Here is an 18,736-nt window from a genome sequence, read left to right as displayed (position 1 = left end):
CGAGTTCAGCGCACCGCAGCCACTGTTCGGCGCAGCCGGCCAGCCGCTTCGGCGCACCGATCGAGCACGAGCGAGACCATCGCCGGATCGACGTCGGTGCCGTCGAGCAGCGGCCGGGTGACCACGTCCGCGCCGCATCGTGTGAGACGGCCGTGGAAGAAACCGGGTGCCATCAGGTAGCTCGCGACGACGACTCGGCGTCCTGCCTTCGAGACGCCACGCACGACGTCGGCGATCGGTGCACCGGACCCGCCGACGTGTCCGACCCTGACCGGCGCTCCCCAGGCGGCCCCCAGCAGCCGGGCAGCATGTTCGACGCTCCGCAGGGCAAGGACGTCGGTGGAGCCTGCGGCCCCGAGCACGACGATGTCATCGGTCGTCGCCCCGGCCTCGGCGAGCCGCCGGAGCATGATCTGCGTCAGTCGGTTGTCCGCACCGAGGGTCCGCGCCGCCACGACCCAGTCGCGGTCGGCGGCCCGCCGCACGTCGACCCGGACGTGGAATCCGGGCGCCAACAGCAGAGGGACGATGACAACCGGGCCGTCGATCAGATCCACTGCCGTGTCGATGCGCGGCAACTGCACATCGACGAACGCCTCACGGACGTCGAGGTGCGGTGACTCGATCCTGACCGCCTCGACGAGTGCCGTGATGGCCTCCTGAGCGGCGGGGACGTCGGTGCCGTGGCTCGTCGCCATCAGCGAGAGCGTCATGCGTCCTCCCTCAGGGCGAGCCGGTAACCGCGCTTGACAACGGTCTGCACGATGGGTCGCCCGACCGCCTCCCGCAACCGTGCCACCGCGACCTCGGCCGAGTGCGGGTCGTCCGACTCCCCCGGCAGGACCGTCAGCAACTCCTCGCGCGATCGGACCGCCCCCGGTTCGCGGGCCAATGCCCTCAGGATCGCCAGCCCGCTGGGCGATATCGGAAGAACCGTGTGCTCGAGCGTTGCCGCGGTGGCCCGCACCCTCAGATCACCGGCCACCGTCGGGACGCTGGTGGAGGCATCGCCGAGGTACATCACAAGCGAGCGCACCATCGCGCCGAGACGTGCGCGGTCGGGCAACAGCGGGTCGAAACCCGCGTTGCGCAGGGGATCTGCGGTGACGTGGCCGACTGCGGCGAGGGTCAATCGACGATCCTTCTCCAGCCGCCGCAAGTCGTCCGTGACACCGGCCCGCTCGACCGTCCCGAGCCAGGCGGAGGCGCCGGGCGCCGAAGTGAAGACCACCGCGTCGTACGCGCCCGCAGCGGCGGCGACCACCGACCGTTCGACGGCCTCCGGGTCCGGGGGCGGACCCCAGCGGTACACGACCAGCCCGAATGGACGTCCGCTCGCCGCGGCGAGCCGCTTCTCCAGTCCGTCGTCGCCGGCGCCGTGGTGCTGGACCGCTATCGACAGCCCCTGCACACCCTCAGTCACCAGGAAGTCCGCGATCTCGGCCGACGTCTCGGACTCGGCGACCCAGTCGGGCATCAGACCGGCCGCCTGCAGCGCACCGCGCGCTTTGGGGCCACGCGCGATGATCCGCATCGAGCCCAAGGCCTCGATCAGGTCATGCCCGAGTCCGGCGGCTTCGGCGGTGTCGAGCCAACCGCGAAAGCCGATTCCCGTGGTGACGACCACGATGTCGGCACCGGTCGCGATGATCTGTCGGGTCTGCGCCAGCAGCGTGTCTTCGTCGATATGCGATTCCACGCCGAGAGCTGCCGCGACTGACACCGCCGCGCCCCTGCGCCCGAGTGCTTGGGACAGATCATCGGCGCGCCGCTGGGCGGTCACCAGGATCTGAGTTCCGGCGAGCACCGGACCCAATGTCTTCATGGCGCGCCGCAGATCTCGACCCAGCCGTCGATGACCCGAGTCGGCCAGACCGTCAACGAGACAGCCGGGTCATCCAGGCACTCGCCGGTGCGCAGATCGAAGGACTGCTTGTGCATCGGCGAGGCCACGGTCGGAACGCCCTGGCGGCTGCCGACGAGTCCGCGAGCCATGACATTGGCCCGACTCAACGGATCGAGATGGTCGACGGCGTGGATCTCGCGAGTGTCGCTGAGCAGGAAGACCGCCACCTGCCGTCCTCCGACCAGTGCTGCGGATCCCCGATCCGGGACCAGCGCATCGACTGAGCACACCCGCTGCCACTGAGTCATACCGTCAGCTCCTCGGTCTGTGGCCGTACTGGAATGCTGGCTCCTGCGATCAGTACGGCGCGCTCCTGGTCGTCGGCAGGTCGGCGCTGACCGCGTTCCTGCACATATACAAGATCCGGGTCGGGTGTTTCGGGCGCGTTAACGAATGACACGAAGCGAAGAAGTTTCTGATCGTCGCCGAGAGTCGCGGCCCACTCATCCTCGTACATGTCGACATGTGAGGCCATCGCGGCGTCGAGATCGGCGGCGATGCCCAGGCTGTCGTCGAGGACGACCGCCCGTACCGCGTCGATCCCGCCTTCGACGCTCTCGAGCCACGGCGCGGTTCGCTGCAGCCGGTCGGCGGTGCGGACGTAGTACATCAGGAACCGATCGATGGCGCGGACGAGTTGCTCAGTCGTCAGGTCCTCGGCGAACAGTTGCGCGTGCCGGGGCGTGAACCCGCCGTTCCCGCCGACGTACATGTTCCAGCCTTTGTCGGTCGCGATGACGCCGACGTCCTTGCCGCGGGCCTCCGCGCACTCGCGAGCGCAGCCTGAGACTCCGAGCTTGATCTTGTGCGGTGAACGCAGACCCCGGTAGCGCAGCTCCAAGTCGATCGCGAGCGTCGTCGAGTCCTGCACGCCGTAGCGGCACCACGACTGTCCGACGCACGACTTCACGGTGCGCAGCGACTTGCCGTACGCGTGCCCCGACTCGAATCCTGCATCGACGAGTCGGCGCCAGATCGCCGGCAACTGCTCGATGCGGGCACCGAACAGGTCGATCCGCTGACCGCCCGTGATCTTGGTGTACAGACCGTAGTCGGCTGCGACCTGGCCGATCGCGATGAGACCCTCGGGCGTCACCTCTCCGCCGGGTATGCGCGGGACGACCGAGTAGGTGCCGTCCTTCTGCAGATTGGCCATGACGTGATCGTTGCTGTCCTGCAGAGCGGCATTCTCGCCGTCGAGCACGTGGCCCTTGCCGAGCGAAGACAGGATCGATGCCGCGACTGGCCGGCAGATGTCACAGCCGCGGCCGTTGCCGTGCAGGCCGATGAGTTCGCTGAACGTCGAGATCCCGCTGACCCTGACGATGTCGAACAGTTGGGCACGGGTGAACGCGAAATGCTCGCACAGGGCGTTGCTGACCTCGATGCCTTCCTCGGCCAGCTGGGTGTCGACGAGCTTCTTGACCAAAGACACGCACGATCCGCAGCTCGTGCCGGCCTTGGTGCAGGCCTTGACCCCGGCCAGGTCGGTGCATGCACCCTCTGTGACGGCGCAGCGCACCTGGCCTGCCGTGACGTTATTGCACGAACACACCGTGGCGTCGTCGGGCAGGGCGCTGCCGGCCGGCCGCTCCAAGCCTTCCGGCAGCAGCCAAGCCGTCGGGTCGCTGCCCAAAGCACGACCGACCATGGGACGCAGATTGGTGTAGGAGCTGGCGTCTCCGACCAGCATTCCGCCCAGCAGCTGCTGCGCGTCATCGCTCATCACGAGCTTCTTGTAGACCCCTGCGGTCGGGTCGGCGTACACGACCTCCAAGCTGCCCTGGGTCGCGGCGAAGGCATCGCCGAAGCTTGCGACGTCGACGCCCAGCAGCTTGAGCTTGGTCGACAGGTCCGCGCCCTCGAACGCCGCCTCTCCCCCGAGCAGCCGGTCGGCGACAACTTCGGCCATCGTGTATCCGGGACCGACCAGGCCCCAGACCCGTCCCGCGATGTGCGCGACTTCGCCGATCGCGTAGATCGACGCGTCGCTGGTCAAGCAGCCCGAGTCGGCGACGACACCGCCCCTTTCGGCCACGTCGAGACCCATCGTCCGGGCCAGCTCGTCGCGTGGACGTACTCCCGTCGCGAACACGACGACATCGGCGTCGATCCGCTCCCCGTCGGCGAACTGCATCCGCGTCACTTTGCCGTCGCGGCCAGACTTGAGCTTCGACGTCGAGGTCGAGGTGCGCACCGAGACGCCCAGATTCTCGATGATCCGTTGCAGCGCGGCACCACCCGCGCGGTCGACCTGCAAGGGCATGAGCCACTCCGCGAACTCGACAACCGTGGTCTCGGCACCCAATGCCGTCAGGGCACCCGCCGCTTCGAGACCCAGCAACCCGCCGCCGACGACCGCCCCCTTGACGGTCCGACCCAATGCCGCCTCGCGGTCGAGCACCCACTGGCGAAGCTCGGTGACGTCGTCGACCGTGCGGTACACGAAGCAACCGGGCAGGTCTGAGCCGTCGACCGGAGGAACCGTCGCGTACGAACCCGTGGCCAGGACGAGTTTGTCGTAGGCGAATGTCGTCCCGCGGGCATGTAGCCGGCGGGCGTCGCGATCGATCTGGGTGACGTTCGAGTTGCGGTAGAGCCGCACCCCCGGCCGCCGCCACAGACCTGGGTCACCGAGGAGCAGATCGTCGGGATCGCGATCGGAGAAGAACGAGGTCAGAGCGACGCGGTCGTACGGCGGCCGGGTCTCGTCGCCGAACACCTCGATGTCCCAGGCATCGTCCGCCCCACGTTCCACGAGCGCTTCCACGAGACGGTGGGCCACCATGCCGGCGCCGACCACGGCGAGCTTCTTCTTCGTCATGACGTGAACACTAGGAAGGCCAGATTTCGTGGCCGCCGACTTCGTGTTACCTCGATGGAACAGTTGTCTCACGGTTGGCGTCGGCCGACTGTGAGGGCGGTTGCGGGTCGCTGGCCTGCAGCCAGTCGACGATCCCGCACACGAGCTGGGTGCAGCCGCCACAGCCGGTCGTCGCGAGGGTCGCCTCGGCGAGGTCTTCGACGGTGCTCGCCCCGCCGTCCCAGGCGTGCACCAGATCGCCCTTCGTGACCCCATTGCAACGGCAGACCGTGGTCGCTGCCGGCATAGCGGTCGGTGAGTCGCTTTCGGCTGCGCCGGGACACGAGGTTCCCATCAACAGGTGCATCGGATCGGCCGGCAACATGCCTGGGCGGTCGAACTGCGTCGACAGGTGGGCGGCGAGCTCGGGTGCCCCGACGCAGGTCACACCGACGAGGGTGTCGCCGCGGGTGACAAGCTCGATGTGACGACGTTCGCGACGGTCCGACATTGTGACGACTCGGTCGTCGGACCGGGCCGTCGAGCTGCGGACGCCCATCGTCACAACGCTCATTCCGACGGCTTTCAGCCGCATCGCCGAACCTGCGATCGGCGGCAGCTCGATCTCGGTTCCGGCCGCCAGGCTCCGGGCCAGCGCACGGGCCTGGGCCCAGCCGGGAGCGACCAGACCGCTGACGCCCGCGGGCGTTTCGGCACAGTCTCCGATCGCGCACACAGCGGCGTCGCCGGGAGTCCGCAGGTCATGACCGACGACGACACCGACATTCGTCTCCAGCCCGGCCCGTGCCGCGAGCCCGGTCTCCGGAGCCGAACCGCAGGCCAATACGACGAGTTCGGCCGGGAACGATCGACCGTCGCGGAGACGGACCTCGTCGACTCGCCCACCTCGCACGCTGACCGAAGCGATCTGTGCTTCGCGCACGACGTCGATACCGAGCCACGACGCCTGGTCGGCGGCCACCGCGGCGATATCGGGGTCCACGTCGCGGTTCAGCAGATCGGACGCGGCGATGAGCGTGACTCCGACACCGCGATGCCGCAAGGCGCACGCCGTCTCCACCCCGAGTGGGCCGGCACCGATGACGACCGCATGCGAGACGTTGAGGGCAGCGGCGGTGATATCGCGGGCGTCGTCGATCCGGCGGACGACATGCGCTCCGCGCGGCAGCCCGTCGCGCAGGCCCGGCACCGGGATGACCCGGGCTCGTGCGCCCGTCGCGAGCACCAGCACGTCGTAGCCGAAGTCACCGTCGGCGGTCACGACGATGCGCCGGTCCCGGTCGATCTCCACCGCCCGCACCCCCGCACGGACGCGCACCCGTCCCTGGTCCGGGGTCGGCAGGGTGAGCCCCGCCAGGTCGATGCGGCCGGCGATCAGCTCGGTCAGCATGACCCGGTTGTACGGCTGGTACGACTCGGCACCGAGCACGTCGATGTCGATCTGAGGCGCGAGCCGACCCAACTCGTCGGCGAAGCGGTTGCCGACCATACCCGCGCCGATGACGACCACTTTCATGAGCCGCTCCTCGCGATCTGAACGGCGCACACCTTGAACTCGGGCATACCCGAGATCGGATCGGTTGCCGCATTCGTCACGGCATTGACCATTCCTTGGTCGGCGAAGTGGAACGGGACGAACACCGTGTCGGGCCGGATGTCGGCGCTGATCCGGGCCTGCGCGGTCATCGAGCCCCGACGAGACGTGATCGTGATGTCCTCGATGCCCTCCACACCGATGCGTCCCGCGAGCACGGGATGGATCTCGACGTAGGCGCGCGACATCGAATCGTTGAGCTTCGCGACACGTCGTGTCTGAGCCCCGGACTGATAGTGCTGCAGCACCCGGCCCGTCACGAGCCACACGGGCGCGTCAGCCCGCAACGGCTCATCCGGGCCGACCTCACGCACCGAGACCATCCGCGCCCTGCCGTTCGGCGTCGGGAAGGCCTCGGCGAACAGCCGTGGTGTGCCGGGATGATCCTCGTCCGGGCACGGCCAGTACAGCGCCTCGCCGGCGTCGAGTCGTTCGTACGAGATCCCCGCATAGTCCGCGCGTCCCCCGGCGCTGGCCCGTCGCAGCTCGTCGTAGACCTCCCGCGGGTCGGTCGGCCACGCGCCTGGAGCGTCGAGGCGCGCCGCGAGGCCGGCGAAGATCTCCAGCTCGGAGCGGACACCCTCTGGCGGTTCGACGGCCTTGCGACGCCGCAGCACCCGTCCTTCCAGGCCGGTCATGGTTCCTTCTTCCTCGGCCCACTGCGTGACCGGGAGGATGTAGTCGGCCAACAACGCCGTCTCCGAGGGGACGAAGTCGCACACCACGACAAGGTCGAGCGCCTCGACCCGCTCCCGCACCCGGCCGGCGTCCGGCGAGCTGACCACGATGTTGCTGCCATGCACGAACAGCGCACGAGACCCATCCGGCTCCCCCAGACTCATCAGCAGCTCGACCGCGGGGACTCCCGGTCCCGGAATGACGTCCGGGTCGACGCCCCACACCTTCGCGACGTGCTCACGGGCCACTGGGTCCGAGATCATCCGGTAGCCGGGCAGTTGGTCGGCCTTCTGCCCGTGCTCGCGTCCGCCCTGCCCATTGCCCTGACCCGTGATCGCTCCGTAGCCGCCGCGCTCAGCCCCGACGAGTCCCAGCGCAAGGGCGAGGTTGATCACCGCGGTGACGGTGTCGGTGCCGTCAGCGTGCTGTTCCGATCCCCGGCCCGTGAGCAGGAAGGCGCCACGACCGCCGCGGTGAGGACTCGCGTCAGCCAGGACCCTCGCGATCCGCCGCAGCTGGGTGTCGGACACTCCTGTCGTGGCGGCGACCCGCTCCGGCCACCACTGCGCCACGCTTCGGCGCACCTCGTCCGCACCGTCGACGCGGGCCGCCAGGTAGTCGGCATCGGCCAATCCCTCGGCGAACACGATGTGCAACAGTCCCAGCACCAGCACCAGGTCTGTGCCGGGGACGAGCTGCAGGTGCTCACCAGCACGATTCTCGGTCAGCCTGGCGGTGGCACTGCGACGCGGATCGACGACGAGCAGGCCCCCCCGTTCCCGCACCGGTCCGAGGTGTTGCACCGCCGGCGGCATCGTGTCCGCCAGGTTGCTGCCGAACAGCATCACGACATCGCCGTCGGCCAGATCTGTCAGCGGGAACGGCAGACCACGGTCGACGCCGAGCGAGCGGTTGCCGGCTGCAGCGGCCGATGACATGCAGAAGCGTCCGTTGTAGTCGATATTGCGGGTGCGCAGCGCGAGCCGGGCGAACTTGCCCAGCTGATACGCCTTCTCGTTGGTCAGTCCTCCCCCGCCGAACACCGCGATCGTGTCGGGTCCGTGCTCTGCTGACAGTGCCGTGACCCGAGCTGCGATGTCGTCGAGCGCCTCGTCCCACGTGATCTCCTCGAATCCGGCCGGCCCCTTCCGCATGGGCGCCGTGATCCGGTCGGGGACACCGAGTACCTCGGTACTGGTCCACCCCTTCTGACACATCCCACCTGCGTTGGTGGGGAACTGTCGCGGCTCCGCGATCAGCGGCTCACCGCTCAGATGCTGCGCACACTGCAGCGCGCAGTACGGGCAGTGCGTGTCGGTCATGCGATGCTCACACGCCCGCCTTGGCCATGACCGATTTCGGTCGCAGGTAGAACAGCCAGGTCACCGCCAGGCAGACGACATAGAACGCGGTGAAAACCCAGAACGCGCTCTTGACCGCATCCACGGGATCGGCGATCCAGGGTGCGCTGAACGTGATCGGGATAAGAAATCCACCAAGGGCCCCGACAGCCCCCGCCATCCCGATGACGGCCGATGCTTCCTTGGGTGAACGTCGCTCCGCGGCGAGTCGGGCCGGGCTGCCGTCGGTTCCCACCTGTTGTGCGTATGTCCGCTGGATCAGCGGGATCATCCGATACGTCGAACCATTGCCGATGCCAGTGGCAGCGAACACGATCAGGAAGGCGCCGAGAAACCACGGGAAGACATCGGTGTTGTGCTCGACGGCAGTTCGCACCGCCCCGGAGTACGTGAACGTGGCCGGATCGAGCGAACCGGCCGGCTTCGGCACGGCCTCGAGCTGGGCGAGGGACAGCATGACCAGCCCGGTACCGACGATCATGCCGATGAAGGCGAACAGTGTGATGCGTGCACCGCCGAACCGATCGGCCAGCCATCCCCCGAACGGCCGGGTCAACGAACCGACCAGTGCGCCAAGGAAGCCGTAGAACGCGAAGTTGATGCCGATGCCGGGAATCGTCGGAATCGGCTGGTTGAAGAAGTTGATCTTGATCAGCAACGGCATCGCCGCGGAGTAGCCGATGAACGAGCCGAACGTGCCGATGTACAGCAGCGACATGACCCAGGTGTGCTTGTACTTGACGACGGCCAGCTGTTCACGTGGTCGGGAGTACGCCGCAGCGAGGTTGTTCATGAAGAAGTACGCCGTCAGCGCGGCCACGACCGCCAGCGCTGCGTACAGATAACCGACCCGCTCCAGCACGATTCCGCTCTGGCTGGCCTTGACCAACCCGAAAGCCCCGGCTCCGCCCACGATGATCGGCAGGAAGAACTGGATCACCGCAACACCGAGATTGCCACCTGCCGCGTTCAGCCCGAGAGCAGTGCCCTTGAGTCGGGCCGGGTAGAAGAAGTTGATGCTGGCCATGGAGGACGCGAAGTTGCCGCCCCCGACGCCTGCCGTCGCCGCGATGGCGATGAAGACCCAATACGGCGTGTCCGGGCGCTGCACGAACCACGCGAACAGCAACGTCGGGACGAGCAACATCAAGGCGCTGAACACGGCCCAATTGCGACCACCGAACTTCGGCACCGCGAATGTGTACGGCAGTCGCAGCAGCGAGCCGACCAGATTGGGCACCGCGACGAGCCAGAACAACTCCTGTGCCGTGAACGCGAAGCCGGCCTTGGCCAGCAGGCCGGCGGCCGCGCTCCACATCAGCCACACCGAGAAGCCGAGGTGCTCGCCGAATATCGACCAGATCAGGTTGCGGCGGGCCACCCGGCTGCCGCCGGCCTCCCATTGGGCCGGATTCTCCGGATCCCATTCGTCGATCCACCGGCCGGTGCGCCGGCGGGTCGGGCGGGACGGGGCCGACTCGTGGTCGGGCGGGCTTGTCACGACGCTGGTCATGACTTGAACCTAGGAAGCGTGTGTTTCGCCGAAGGGTGTCATCGAGTCAGCAGTGAGTAACACTTCCCGCACGGTGCGGGAGGGACGACTGTGAGAAGTTACTCCACAGCCCAGCGTTCCAGCGCGTCCTGGACCGTCGCCAACACCTCGGCGACCCTGGCCGGGTCACGATCACCCTGACCTATCGCGACACCCGCCAGGAAGGTCGTGAGCGGCGCTGCGGGCCGGACGACTCCGTGCGCCGCATCTGCCGCGAGCTTGAGCACAGTGTCGACGTCAAGCACCTGCTCGATGCCGAGGTCGGTAGCGAGACCTTCGGCCCACTTGGCCAGAACTTGTTCAGTCATGTTCGGACTCCTTGAAACGTCGCAGATCAGCGGGTGTGTCGATATCGGCGAGGACGTCGTCGGGCAGATCGAGGATTGTCAGGGCGAGGTCCCGGGTCACCCGAGTGACCCCGAGGTCTGTCAGCGGCTCGTGGGCAGCGAGGACCGTCGCCAGCGCCTTCACACGGTAGACCGCGACAAGCGGCTGGCGGTGCCCGTCAGAGGAGCGCGCCACGACCCCGTCGACGCTGTCAGGCGCCACAGCCAGCAGGGCCGGAACCGCAGCAGCGGCCCGGGGCACATCAGCCGCGAGGACGACGACCAGCTCTGCCGGATCATTGCCCAGCGCGGCCAGACCTGCTCCCAGCGCGGCCGCCGGTCCGCCGAACGGTGGATCCTCACGCACGACGACGGCGCGCGGTGCTGTGCCGGCCAGACCGTCCGGTCCCACCACCACGAGCGTCCCCGCCGCCGATACTGCCTCGCAGGCGTGTGCCAGCAACGGCAGACCGTCGAGGACCACGCCGATCTTGTCGACGCCGTCCATACGGCTCGACCGACCGCCTGCCAGGACGATCGCGTCGAACGCGGTCATGATGTCAGGCCTGAATGACGACCGGCAGAATCATCGGGCGACGACGCAGCCGACGTCCGACGAATGAACCGAGCACCCGGCGGATGACCTGCTGGAGCTGGCCGGAGTCGCGGGTGCCGTCACCGATCGCCTCTTCGAGCGCCGCCACGATCTTGGGCAGGATCTCGTCGAACTTCGAATCGTCCTCGGCGATGCCGCGCGCGTGGATCTCGGGACCGGACAGGATCTTGCCCGTGGCCGAATCCACGACGACCACGACCGAGATGAAGCCCTCTTCGCCCAGGACGCGACGGTCCTTGAGCTCGGAGTCGGTCAGATCGCCCACCGACGAGCCGTCGACATAGACGTAGCCGCAGTCGACCGCACCGGTGATCGAGGCATGTCCGTCGACCAGGTCGATGACGTAGCCGTCCTCGGCCAGCAGCACGTTCGGGACGCCGGTGGCCGTCGCGAGCTTGGCATTGGCATGCAGGTGGCGGATCTCGCCGTGCACCGGCAGAACGTTGCTGGGCTTGACGATGTTGTAGCAGTAGAGCAGCTCGCCGGCCGACGCGTGGCCCGAGACGTGCACCAGCGCATTGCCCTTGTGCACGACGTTGGCACCCAGCTTGGTCAGACCGTCGATGACCCGGTAGATCGCGTTCTCGTTGCCGGGGATCAGCGACGAGGCCATCAGAACCGTGTCACCGGGTTCCAGGCTGACCTGCTGGTGGCTGTTGTTGGCCATGCGCGACAGAGCCGCCATCGGCTCGCCCTGCGAACCGGTCGACATCAGCACCATCTGGTGTGGCGGAGCCGCGTCGATCTTGTCGACGACGACACCGTCAGGCACGTGGAGGTAGCCCAACTCCCGGGCGATCTGCATATTGCGGACCATCGAACGTCCGACATAGGCGACCTTGCGATTGTGCTTGGCCGCCGCGTCGATGACCTGCTGCACACGGTGGATGTGCGAAGCGAAGGACGCCACGATGATGCGCTTCTTGCTGCTGGCGAACACCGCATCGATAGCCGGGGTGATATTGCGCTCCGACGTCGTGAAGCCCGGGACCTCGGCATTCGTCGAGTCGGTCAGGAACAGGTCGACGCCCTCTTCACCGAGGCGGGCGAAGGCCCGCAGGTCGGTGATACGTCCGTCGAGCGGCAACTGATCCATCTTGAAGTCGCCGGTGTGCAGTGCGACGCCGGCCGGGGTCTTGATCGCGACGGCCAAAGCGTCGGGGATCGAGTGGTTGACCGCGACGAACTCGCACTCGAACGGGCCGAACGTCGCGACCTCGCCCTCCGAAACGATGTACTTCGGGGCGTCCTTGAGCCGGTGCTCCTTGAGCTTCGGGTCGAGGAACGCCAGCGTCAGCTTGGAGCCGATCACGGGGATGTTGCCGCGCTCGCGCAGCAGGTACGGAACTCCGCCGATGTGGTCCTCGTGGCCGTGTGTGAGCACGATGCCGACAACGTCCTTCAGCCGATCGCGGATCGGCCCGAAGTCGGGCAGGATCAGGTCGACACCGGGCTGGGTCTCCTCTGGGAACAGTACGCCGCAGTCGACGATCAGGAGCTTGCCGCCGTACTCGAACACGGTCATATTGCGACCGATTTCTCCGAGTCCGCCAAGCGGAATGACGCGCAGGGCGCCTTCGGGCAGTGCGGGCGGAGCGTCGAGCTCCAGGTGCATATGGCTCATATAAGAGTGGCCTAGCTTTCAAGAAGGCCTGAGGCCACGAGTCCGGCGCGAACAATCGCAACCTCTTCGTCAGTGGCTTCAGGCAGCGGGGCACGCATCGTGCGGTTCTCGATCACGCCAAGCAGCTGCAACGCTGCCTTCGCGGTGATCGCACCTTGCGTGTGTGTCATCAACGCCTGGACGGCGGGAAGCAATTGGTCGTTGATCGCGCGGGCGGCCCTCAGGTCCCCTGCGTCGACTGCCGCGACCAGATCGGCATACTGACGTGCTGCTGCGTGACCGACGACGCTGACGACACCGCTGGCGCCGTGCGCCAGCCAGCCGAAGTTCAGCGGATCGTCACCGGAGTAGAACTTGATACCCGTCTCGCGCATGATCCACGCACCACGGTTGAAGTCGCCCACAGCGTCCTTGACCGCGATGATCAAGGGGTTCTTGACCAGCTCGGCGTACGACGGCGGTGCGATCGCGACGCCTGCACGACCGGGGATGTCATAGAGCATGACCGGTACGTCGTCGCCTGCCCGTGCGACCTCGTTGAAGTGCGCGACGATGCCTGCTTGGGGCGGCTTGCTGTAGTACGGCGTCACGATGAGCAGGCCGTGGGCGCCGATCTTCTTCGCCTGTTGAGCGAGCTCGATCGAGTGGCGGGTGTCATTCGTCCCGACGCCTGCGACGATCGTGGCCCGGTCGCCGACGGCTTCGAGCACGGCCGCCAACAGACGTCCGTCCTCTTCGCCGGTCGTCGTGGGCGATTCGCCGGTCGTGCCGCTGACCACCAGTCCGTCATTGCCCTGGTCGACCAGATATGACGCCACCTTCTGCGCCGCGTCGAGATCGAGTTCACCCGAAACGGTGAACGGCGTGACCATGGCTGTCAGCACACGCCCGAAGGGCGCTGCCTCAGTTGCGAACGGCGACGTCATACCCCGAGGCTACCGCCTGAGTACCTGTCGGTGACGACCGGCAGGATGGACATGTGAGTCAAGACATCTACGACATCGACACCGCATCGGTCCCACGCGGTGACGGAACGCGCGATCTGACCCTGACCGACCGGTGGAACACTCCGCTCGGCAAGCCCAATGGCGGCTACATCCTGGCCGCGATGCTGCGCGGCCTGGGTGAGGAGATGGGGGCAGGCGATCCTCTGGTCGCCTCGATCTCGTATCTCGCATCGCCTGAAACCGGCGCCGCAGAGTTGCGTACGTCAACTTTGCGGATGGGCCGGCGGGTGCAGACCGGCTCGGCTTCGCTGTGGGAGGGCGACCGGCACGTCGCGGAGATGACTGCGAGTTTCGGCGAGCGAACCGGAGGGATCACTCGTGAGCTCGGCGCGCCGCCGACGATGAAACCTCCGTCGGAGTGCTTCGATGCCCGCGGCAACGGGATGCCCGAAGGCGGCCTGTTCGATCGCGTCGACTACCGCATCGACCAGATACCCGCCGTCGTGTTCCAGAAGTGGACCGACGATCCCACACTGACGGTCTGGCAGCGCCTGCGCGACGGCCGCGAGATCGACTTTCCCGCCTTGGCCTTCCTGTGCGACTCATTCATGCCTCCGGTCACCGAACTGGGTCCGGGCCACAACTCCATGACGGTCCAGCTGACCGTGCACCTGCACCGACTACCGAGCCCCGGCTGGATCGCTACCAAGCTCACGACCCGGCACATCGTCAACGGCTTCCACGAGGAAGACTGCGAGCTCTGGGACGAAGAGGGCAACCTGGTCGCTCAGAGTCGCCAGCTCGGGATCCTCCTCTAGGCCGTATCGGTACTCTCGGGGCAAAGCTGCACCGCCTACCGAGGAGTACCCGTGGACCTGTTCGAGATCGACAACACGACAACGCTGTCCCGCGAGGACGCCGCCGCCAAGCTGCACGCTCTCGCCGACGCCCTGGCGCGTCACAACTCGGTCGAGTTCGAACGCGACGGACGCCGGATCACCGTCAGCATCCCCGACGAGGTCAAGCTCAAGATCGAGGTCGAGATCGGCGACGAGAACGAGCTCGAGATCGAACTCACCTGGTAGCGGACGCCCCGCGCAGCTCGTAGTCGGCGATGTCGTAACCGTCATAGGCTTGCCGGCTCGTCTCGCTCCACTGCGACCAGTCGAGGTCGGGGAACCAGGCGTCGCCCTCGGGCGAGAGGTGCACGTGGGTCACGACCATCCGGTCGACCACGCGGGCCTCGATCGCAGCGGCGTACACCTGCGCACCGCCGATGATGAACACCTCGTCGTCGAGGTCTGCCGCGATTTTGAGCGCCTGTTCCAGGCTGGCCGCCACTTCGACGGCCTCGGCGGTCCAGTCGGGATCGCGGGTCAACACGATCGACGTGCGTCCCGGCAGCGGCCGTCCGATCGACTCGAACGTCGTGCGTCCCATGATCATGGGATGGCCCATCGTGAGCTGCTTGAACTGCACCTGGTCGCCCGTACGGGGCCAGGGCATATCGCCTTGGTACCCGATGACCCCGTTGTCGCCGATCGCGACGACCAACGCGACTGTCACAGCGCCGCCTTCATACTGCGATCGGCGCTTTGATCAACGGGTGCGGGTCATAGCCCTCGACCTTGATCGAGTCGAGGGAGAAATCGTCGATCGAGGTCACCGACGGGTCGAGCCACAACGTCGGCAGGGCCCGGGGCTCCCGCGTGAGCTGTTCGCGCGCCTGATCGAGATGATTGACGTACAGGTGCGCATCACCCAGGGTGTGGACGAACTCGCCCACCTCCAGGCCCGTGACCTGGGCGACCATCTGGGTCAGCAGCGCGTACGACGCGATATTGAACGGCACGCCCAGGAAGACATCCGCCGAACGCTGGTACATCTGGCACGACAGCTTGCCGTCGGCGACGTAGAACTGGAAGAACGCATGGCACGGCATCAGCGCCATGGCGTCGAGATCGGCCACGTTCCAGGCGCTGACGATATGACGGCGCGAGTCGGGATTCGTGCGGATCTGTTCGATGACCTGTGACAACTGGTCGATGTGCCGGCCGTCGGGCGCAGGCCAGGAGCGCCACTGGTAGCCGTAGACCGGGCCGAGATCACCATTCTCATCGGCCCACTCGTCCCAGATCGACACACCGTTCTCGCGTAGATAACCGGTATTGGTGTCGCCCTTGATGAACCACAACAGTTCGGCGATGACCGACTTGAGGTGGATCTTCTTGGTCGTTACGAGCGGGAAGCCCTCGGCCAGGTCGAATCGCATCTGGTGACCGAAAACGCTGCGTGTTCCGGTGCCGGTGCGGTCGCCCTTGGCGACCCCGTCATCGAGGATTTTCTGGACGAGATCGAGGTAGGCCCGCATGGGTCCACAGTATCAATTCCACAACACCAAACCCTGTGCGAAACTCTCTGCATGCCGAGTGATGAATACGACGCAACTCCCACTGAAGTCCGCAAATTCGCCGTCCTGCAAATCAGCCTCACAGCAGGCTTCTACGTCCTGCTGTTCTTCATGCTCGGCGGTACCGACGAGCCCTTCCCCCCGATCTGGCTGGCGGTGGCGCTCGTCGCCCTGGTCGGGCTCGGTGCGTTCTTTGCCGAACGGGTCTGGTTGACCGGCTCACCGCTGCCGCCCGACCTCGACCCTGAAGAGGTCAGCCAGACCGCGGTCGGCATCTTCGCCGGTCAGACCGTCCGCAAACTCGTATGGTGCGAGATCCCGCTGTTGATCGCGGTCGTCGTGACGTTCGTGGCCGGTCACGGCGGCTGGCCGCTCATCATCGCCGGTTTCCCGGGCCTGATCGTGTTGACCTGGGAGATCTGGCCCAGCCTGCGGAACACCTCGATGACCGCGGCGATGCTGGAATCACGCGGAACCAAGTCACACCTGGTGGAGAGCTTTCTCGACTCATGACAGACTGACCGTCCACGGAATCAGTGGACCAGTGACCGTAGGTCACACGGTTTCCACGCGTTGTACTCCGTGGATTGCCATCTCAAAAATGGACTCCTATAGGCCCGTTCGCAGATCGGCATGCCCTTCGGGGCACGGATGAAGGGCTCTGCGGGGCTTCGGGCTCCCCGCCTCGATTCCGAGCCGATCTGCGAACGGACCACCATTGGAAAGGGACTCATCATGGTGACCGTGATGCCGTACGAGCGCTTCGTCCACTACCGCCACGGCGCGCTCATCGACGTCCTCGAACCGGGACGCCACCGCATCTGGGGCTCCGGTCACACCTATGAGCGCATCGACACACGTGTCCAGCTCTTCGAGGTCCGTCCCCAAGAGGTGCCGACCTCCGACGGGATCAACGTCAAAGTCAGCGCTGCCGCCCAGCTGCGCGTTGTAGACCCCGTCGCACATGTCGAGCACGCCGCCGATCCACTCGCCTTCCTGTACGACGCCGTCAAGACCTGGCTGCGTGACGAGATCCGTGCACGTACTCTCGACGAGGTCGTCGCCGGCATCACGGTCGACCAGCCTCCTGCGCAGATCGCCGCGGCTGCGTCCGCCACGGGCTGCGAGATCACTGACTTCGGCATCCGAGACGTGTTGATTCCCGGCGAGATTCGGCGCGCCAGCGAAGAACTCATCACTGCCCAGCGCCAAGCGCAGGTCGCACTTGAGCGCGCCCGCAGCGAAGTCGCTGTGATGCGTGCCATGGCCAACAGCGCCAAGATCTTGGAGGATCACCCGATGCTTGCCTCGCTCCGCCTCGCAGAGACAGCCGCCTCCCACGGCGGCACCGTCATCATCGAACGTCCCACTGCATGAGCCCTACCGCAGACGTCAGCGCACGACTGGCCTGGCCGGATGACGCAGCCTCGATGGTTCGCGTCCAGCTGGCCTGCTGGCGCGCCAATGACTTGGTCCCCACAGACGTATTGGACGCCCTCGATCCGGCTGAGTTGACCGAGCGCTGGGCCAACCTCATCTCCTCACCTCAGGACGCGCGGATGCGGGTGCTCGTGGCCTTGGAACGGGCCGACATCAGGGGCTTTGCCCTGGTCCACCCGTCCTACGACCCCGACAGCGACCAGGTCGCCGACGGCGAGATCGGCGAGTTCATGGTTGATCCTGCTCATCAGCGAGACGGTCACGGATCCCGTCTGCTGCAGGCCGCCGTCGACACCCTGGTTGCCGACAAGTTCACCCGGGCACGTTGGTGGATCGCCTCGACCGATGACGTGCTTCGCGCCTTCGTCACAGAGTCTGGTTGGGCCGCTGACGGCGCCCATCGCGAGCTGGAAGGCGACACCGGAGCGACGGTCAAGCAGATCCGGCTCCACACTGCACTGGCATGACGACTGACCGATCCGTCATCGTCGACTCGCTCGGCGTGGGCGTGGCAACCGGCGTGTACGGCGTCTCGTTCGGCGTGATCTCGACGGCGTCGGGGCTCAGCGTCCTGCAGACGTGCGCCCTGTCGCTGCTCGTGTTCACCGGTGCTTCGCAGTTCGCCTTCATCGGCATCATCGCCTCGGGCGGCAACCCGATCGCGGGTGCGCTGACGTCGGTGCTGTTGGGCAGCCGCAATCTGTTCTACGGTCTGAGCCTGGCACAGAAGCTCGGCCTGTCCCCCGCCGAGCGCCTTGCCTCAGCGCATCTGGTGATCGACGAATCCACGGCCATGGCGGTGACCCGTGACAATCAGCACCAATCGCGGTTGGGGTTCTACTGGACCGGGCTGTCGATCTTCATCCTGTGGAACATCTTCACCTTGGTGGGTGCACTGGCCGGCGAGAAGGTCGGCGATCCCCGTACCTACGGTCTCGACGCAGCGGTCGGAGCGGCATTCCTCGGCTTGCTGTGGCCCAGACTCACGTCCTGGCATGCCCGGATCGTGGCACTGTTCGCCGCCGCGGTGGCCCTGGGGTCGGTGCCCATTGCTGCGGCCGGTATGCCGATCATCATCGGCGGGGCGGCTGCCGTCCTGCTCGGGATGCTCTGGCGTCCGAGGGCCGAGTCGTGACGTCGGTGTGGATCGCGATCGTCATCATGATCGTGGGATGTTTCGCGCTGAAGCTCGCGGGTCTGTCGGTGCCTGCACGGGTGCTCAATCATCCCTGGACGATCCGGGCTGCTGATCTGATCCCGGTCGCACTCCTCGGCGCACTGATCGCGGTCCAGGTGCTCGGCAGCGACAAGGAGGTCGTGCTGGACGCCCGTCTGGTGGGCCTCGGAGTAGCAGCAGTTCTACTGGCGTTCAGAGTCCCGTTCCTGCCGATGGTCGTCGCGGCCGCAGTAGCAGCCGCCCTGATCCGCCAACTCTGACCCGCCCCCATCCCCCAAGAT

At 66.7% G+C, this 18,736-nt stretch carries 20 protein-coding genes; 7 read left to right on the top strand and 13 right to left on the bottom strand.

The window, feature by feature from the left end; all coding sequences use genetic code 11:
• Positions 1 to 5 precede the first annotated feature (5 nt).
• The 11 genes from ACXJKC_RS14085 to dapA form a co-directional block, all read right to left on the bottom strand.
• The gene (locus ACXJKC_RS14085) at positions 6 to 713 is read right to left on the bottom strand and encodes a sirohydrochlorin chelatase (RefSeq protein ID WP_456697364.1); all 708 of its coding nucleotides are present in this window, start codon (positions 711 to 713) and stop codon (positions 6 to 8) included.
• Complete coding sequence (locus tag ACXJKC_RS14080; protein ID WP_456697363.1) at positions 710 to 1,825, bottom strand: uroporphyrinogen-III synthase; 1,116 nt, start codon at positions 1,823 to 1,825, stop codon at positions 710 to 712. The genes ACXJKC_RS14085 and ACXJKC_RS14080 overlap by 4 nt, the downstream gene beginning before the upstream one ends.
• Positions 1,822 to 2,154, bottom strand: coding sequence for a nitrite reductase small subunit NirD (gene nirD / locus ACXJKC_RS14075; protein ID WP_456697362.1), 333 nt, complete (start codon positions 2,152 to 2,154; stop codon positions 1,822 to 1,824). The genes ACXJKC_RS14080 and nirD overlap by 4 nt, the downstream gene beginning before the upstream one ends.
• Positions 2,151 to 4,730: a nitrite reductase large subunit NirB gene (gene nirB / locus ACXJKC_RS14070; protein WP_456697361.1), complete on the bottom strand. Its 2,580-nt coding sequence runs from the start codon at positions 4,728 to 4,730 to the stop codon at positions 2,151 to 2,153. Before nirB ends, nirD begins: the two co-directional genes overlap by 4 nt.
• Before the next feature lie 46 nt (positions 4,731 to 4,776).
• Positions 4,777 to 6,246 carry an FAD-dependent oxidoreductase gene (locus ACXJKC_RS14065; protein WP_456697360.1) on the bottom strand — a complete coding sequence of 490 codons (1,470 nt, stop codon included), beginning with the start codon at positions 6,244 to 6,246 and terminating at the stop codon, positions 4,777 to 4,779.
• A complete protein-coding gene (locus ACXJKC_RS14060) occupies positions 6,243 to 8,324 on the bottom strand; it encodes a molybdopterin oxidoreductase family protein (protein WP_456697359.1) in 2,082 nt (693 codons plus the stop codon). The genes ACXJKC_RS14065 and ACXJKC_RS14060 overlap by 4 nt, the downstream gene beginning before the upstream one ends.
• 7 nt (positions 8,325 to 8,331) lie before the next feature.
• Positions 8,332 to 9,876 (bottom strand): MFS transporter, encoded by a 1,545-nt coding sequence (locus ACXJKC_RS14055; protein ID WP_456697358.1) that lies wholly within the window; start codon positions 9,874 to 9,876, stop codon positions 8,332 to 8,334.
• Positions 9,877 to 9,974: 98 nt separating this feature from the next.
• Entirely contained in the window at positions 9,975 to 10,223 is a 249-nt protein-coding gene (locus tag ACXJKC_RS14050) for a DUF6457 domain-containing protein (protein ID WP_456697357.1), read from the bottom strand.
• A complete protein-coding gene (gene mobA, locus ACXJKC_RS14045) occupies positions 10,216 to 10,797 on the bottom strand; it encodes a molybdenum cofactor guanylyltransferase (RefSeq protein ID WP_456697356.1) in 582 nt (193 codons plus the stop codon). The genes ACXJKC_RS14050 and mobA overlap by 8 nt, the downstream gene beginning before the upstream one ends.
• A 4-nt stretch (positions 10,798 to 10,801) precedes the next feature.
• Entirely contained in the window at positions 10,802 to 12,481 is a 1,680-nt protein-coding gene (locus ACXJKC_RS14040) for a ribonuclease J (RefSeq protein WP_456697355.1), read from the bottom strand.
• 11 nt (positions 12,482 to 12,492) lie between these two features.
• Positions 12,493 to 13,407 carry a 4-hydroxy-tetrahydrodipicolinate synthase gene (gene dapA / locus ACXJKC_RS14035; RefSeq protein WP_456697354.1) on the bottom strand — a complete coding sequence of 305 codons (915 nt, stop codon included), beginning with the start codon at positions 13,405 to 13,407 and terminating at the stop codon, positions 12,493 to 12,495.
• 53 nt (positions 13,408 to 13,460) lie between these two features.
• Between dapA and ACXJKC_RS14030 the strand changes: the two genes are divergently transcribed.
• Both ACXJKC_RS14030 and ACXJKC_RS14025 read left to right on the top strand, forming a co-directional pair.
• Entirely contained in the window at positions 13,461 to 14,246 is a 786-nt protein-coding gene (locus ACXJKC_RS14030; RefSeq protein ID WP_456697353.1) for a thioesterase family protein, read from the top strand.
• A gap of 51 nt (positions 14,247 to 14,297) precedes the next feature.
• Positions 14,298 to 14,513: an amphi-Trp domain-containing protein gene (locus tag ACXJKC_RS14025; protein ID WP_456697352.1), complete on the top strand. Its 216-nt coding sequence runs from the start codon at positions 14,298 to 14,300 to the stop codon at positions 14,511 to 14,513.
• On the opposite strand, the gene ACXJKC_RS14020 is transcribed toward ACXJKC_RS14025, so the two are convergent.
• On the bottom strand, positions 14,503 to 14,994 hold the full coding sequence (locus ACXJKC_RS14020; protein ID WP_456697351.1) for a dihydrofolate reductase: 492 nt from the start codon (positions 14,992 to 14,994) through the stop codon (positions 14,503 to 14,505). The genes ACXJKC_RS14025 and ACXJKC_RS14020 overlap by 11 nt on opposite strands.
• A 10-nt stretch (positions 14,995 to 15,004) precedes the next feature.
• Positions 15,005 to 15,799, bottom strand: a complete 795-nt coding sequence (locus tag ACXJKC_RS14015) for a thymidylate synthase (protein ID WP_456697350.1) — start codon at positions 15,797 to 15,799, stop codon at positions 15,005 to 15,007.
• A gap of 51 nt (positions 15,800 to 15,850) precedes the next feature.
• Between ACXJKC_RS14015 and ACXJKC_RS14010 the strand changes: the two genes are divergently transcribed.
• From ACXJKC_RS14010 to ACXJKC_RS13990, 5 genes are all read left to right on the top strand, one after another.
• Positions 15,851 to 16,351, top strand: coding sequence for a hypothetical protein (locus ACXJKC_RS14010; protein ID WP_456697349.1), 501 nt, complete (start codon positions 15,851 to 15,853; stop codon positions 16,349 to 16,351).
• 120 nt (positions 16,352 to 16,471) lie between these two features.
• Positions 16,472 to 17,215 (top strand): slipin family protein, encoded by a 744-nt coding sequence (locus tag ACXJKC_RS14005; protein ID WP_456697348.1) that lies wholly within the window; start codon positions 16,472 to 16,474, stop codon positions 17,213 to 17,215.
• A complete protein-coding gene (locus ACXJKC_RS14000) occupies positions 17,212 to 17,745 on the top strand; it encodes an N-acetyltransferase family protein (RefSeq protein WP_456697347.1) in 534 nt (177 codons plus the stop codon). Before ACXJKC_RS14005 ends, ACXJKC_RS14000 begins: the two co-directional genes overlap by 4 nt.
• A complete protein-coding gene (locus tag ACXJKC_RS13995; RefSeq protein ID WP_456697346.1) occupies positions 17,742 to 18,413 on the top strand; it encodes an AzlC family ABC transporter permease in 672 nt (223 codons plus the stop codon). Before ACXJKC_RS14000 ends, ACXJKC_RS13995 begins: the two co-directional genes overlap by 4 nt.
• Positions 18,410 to 18,715, top strand: coding sequence for an AzlD domain-containing protein (locus ACXJKC_RS13990; RefSeq protein ID WP_456697345.1), 306 nt, complete (start codon positions 18,410 to 18,412; stop codon positions 18,713 to 18,715). Before ACXJKC_RS13995 ends, ACXJKC_RS13990 begins: the two co-directional genes overlap by 4 nt.
• Positions 18,716 to 18,736: the final 21 nt, after the last annotated feature.

It is taken from the genome of Aeromicrobium sp. P5_D10, assembly GCF_054049535.1.
Note: the sequence above shows the minus strand (reverse complement) of the source record. Positions and strands in the feature narration are given on the sequence as shown.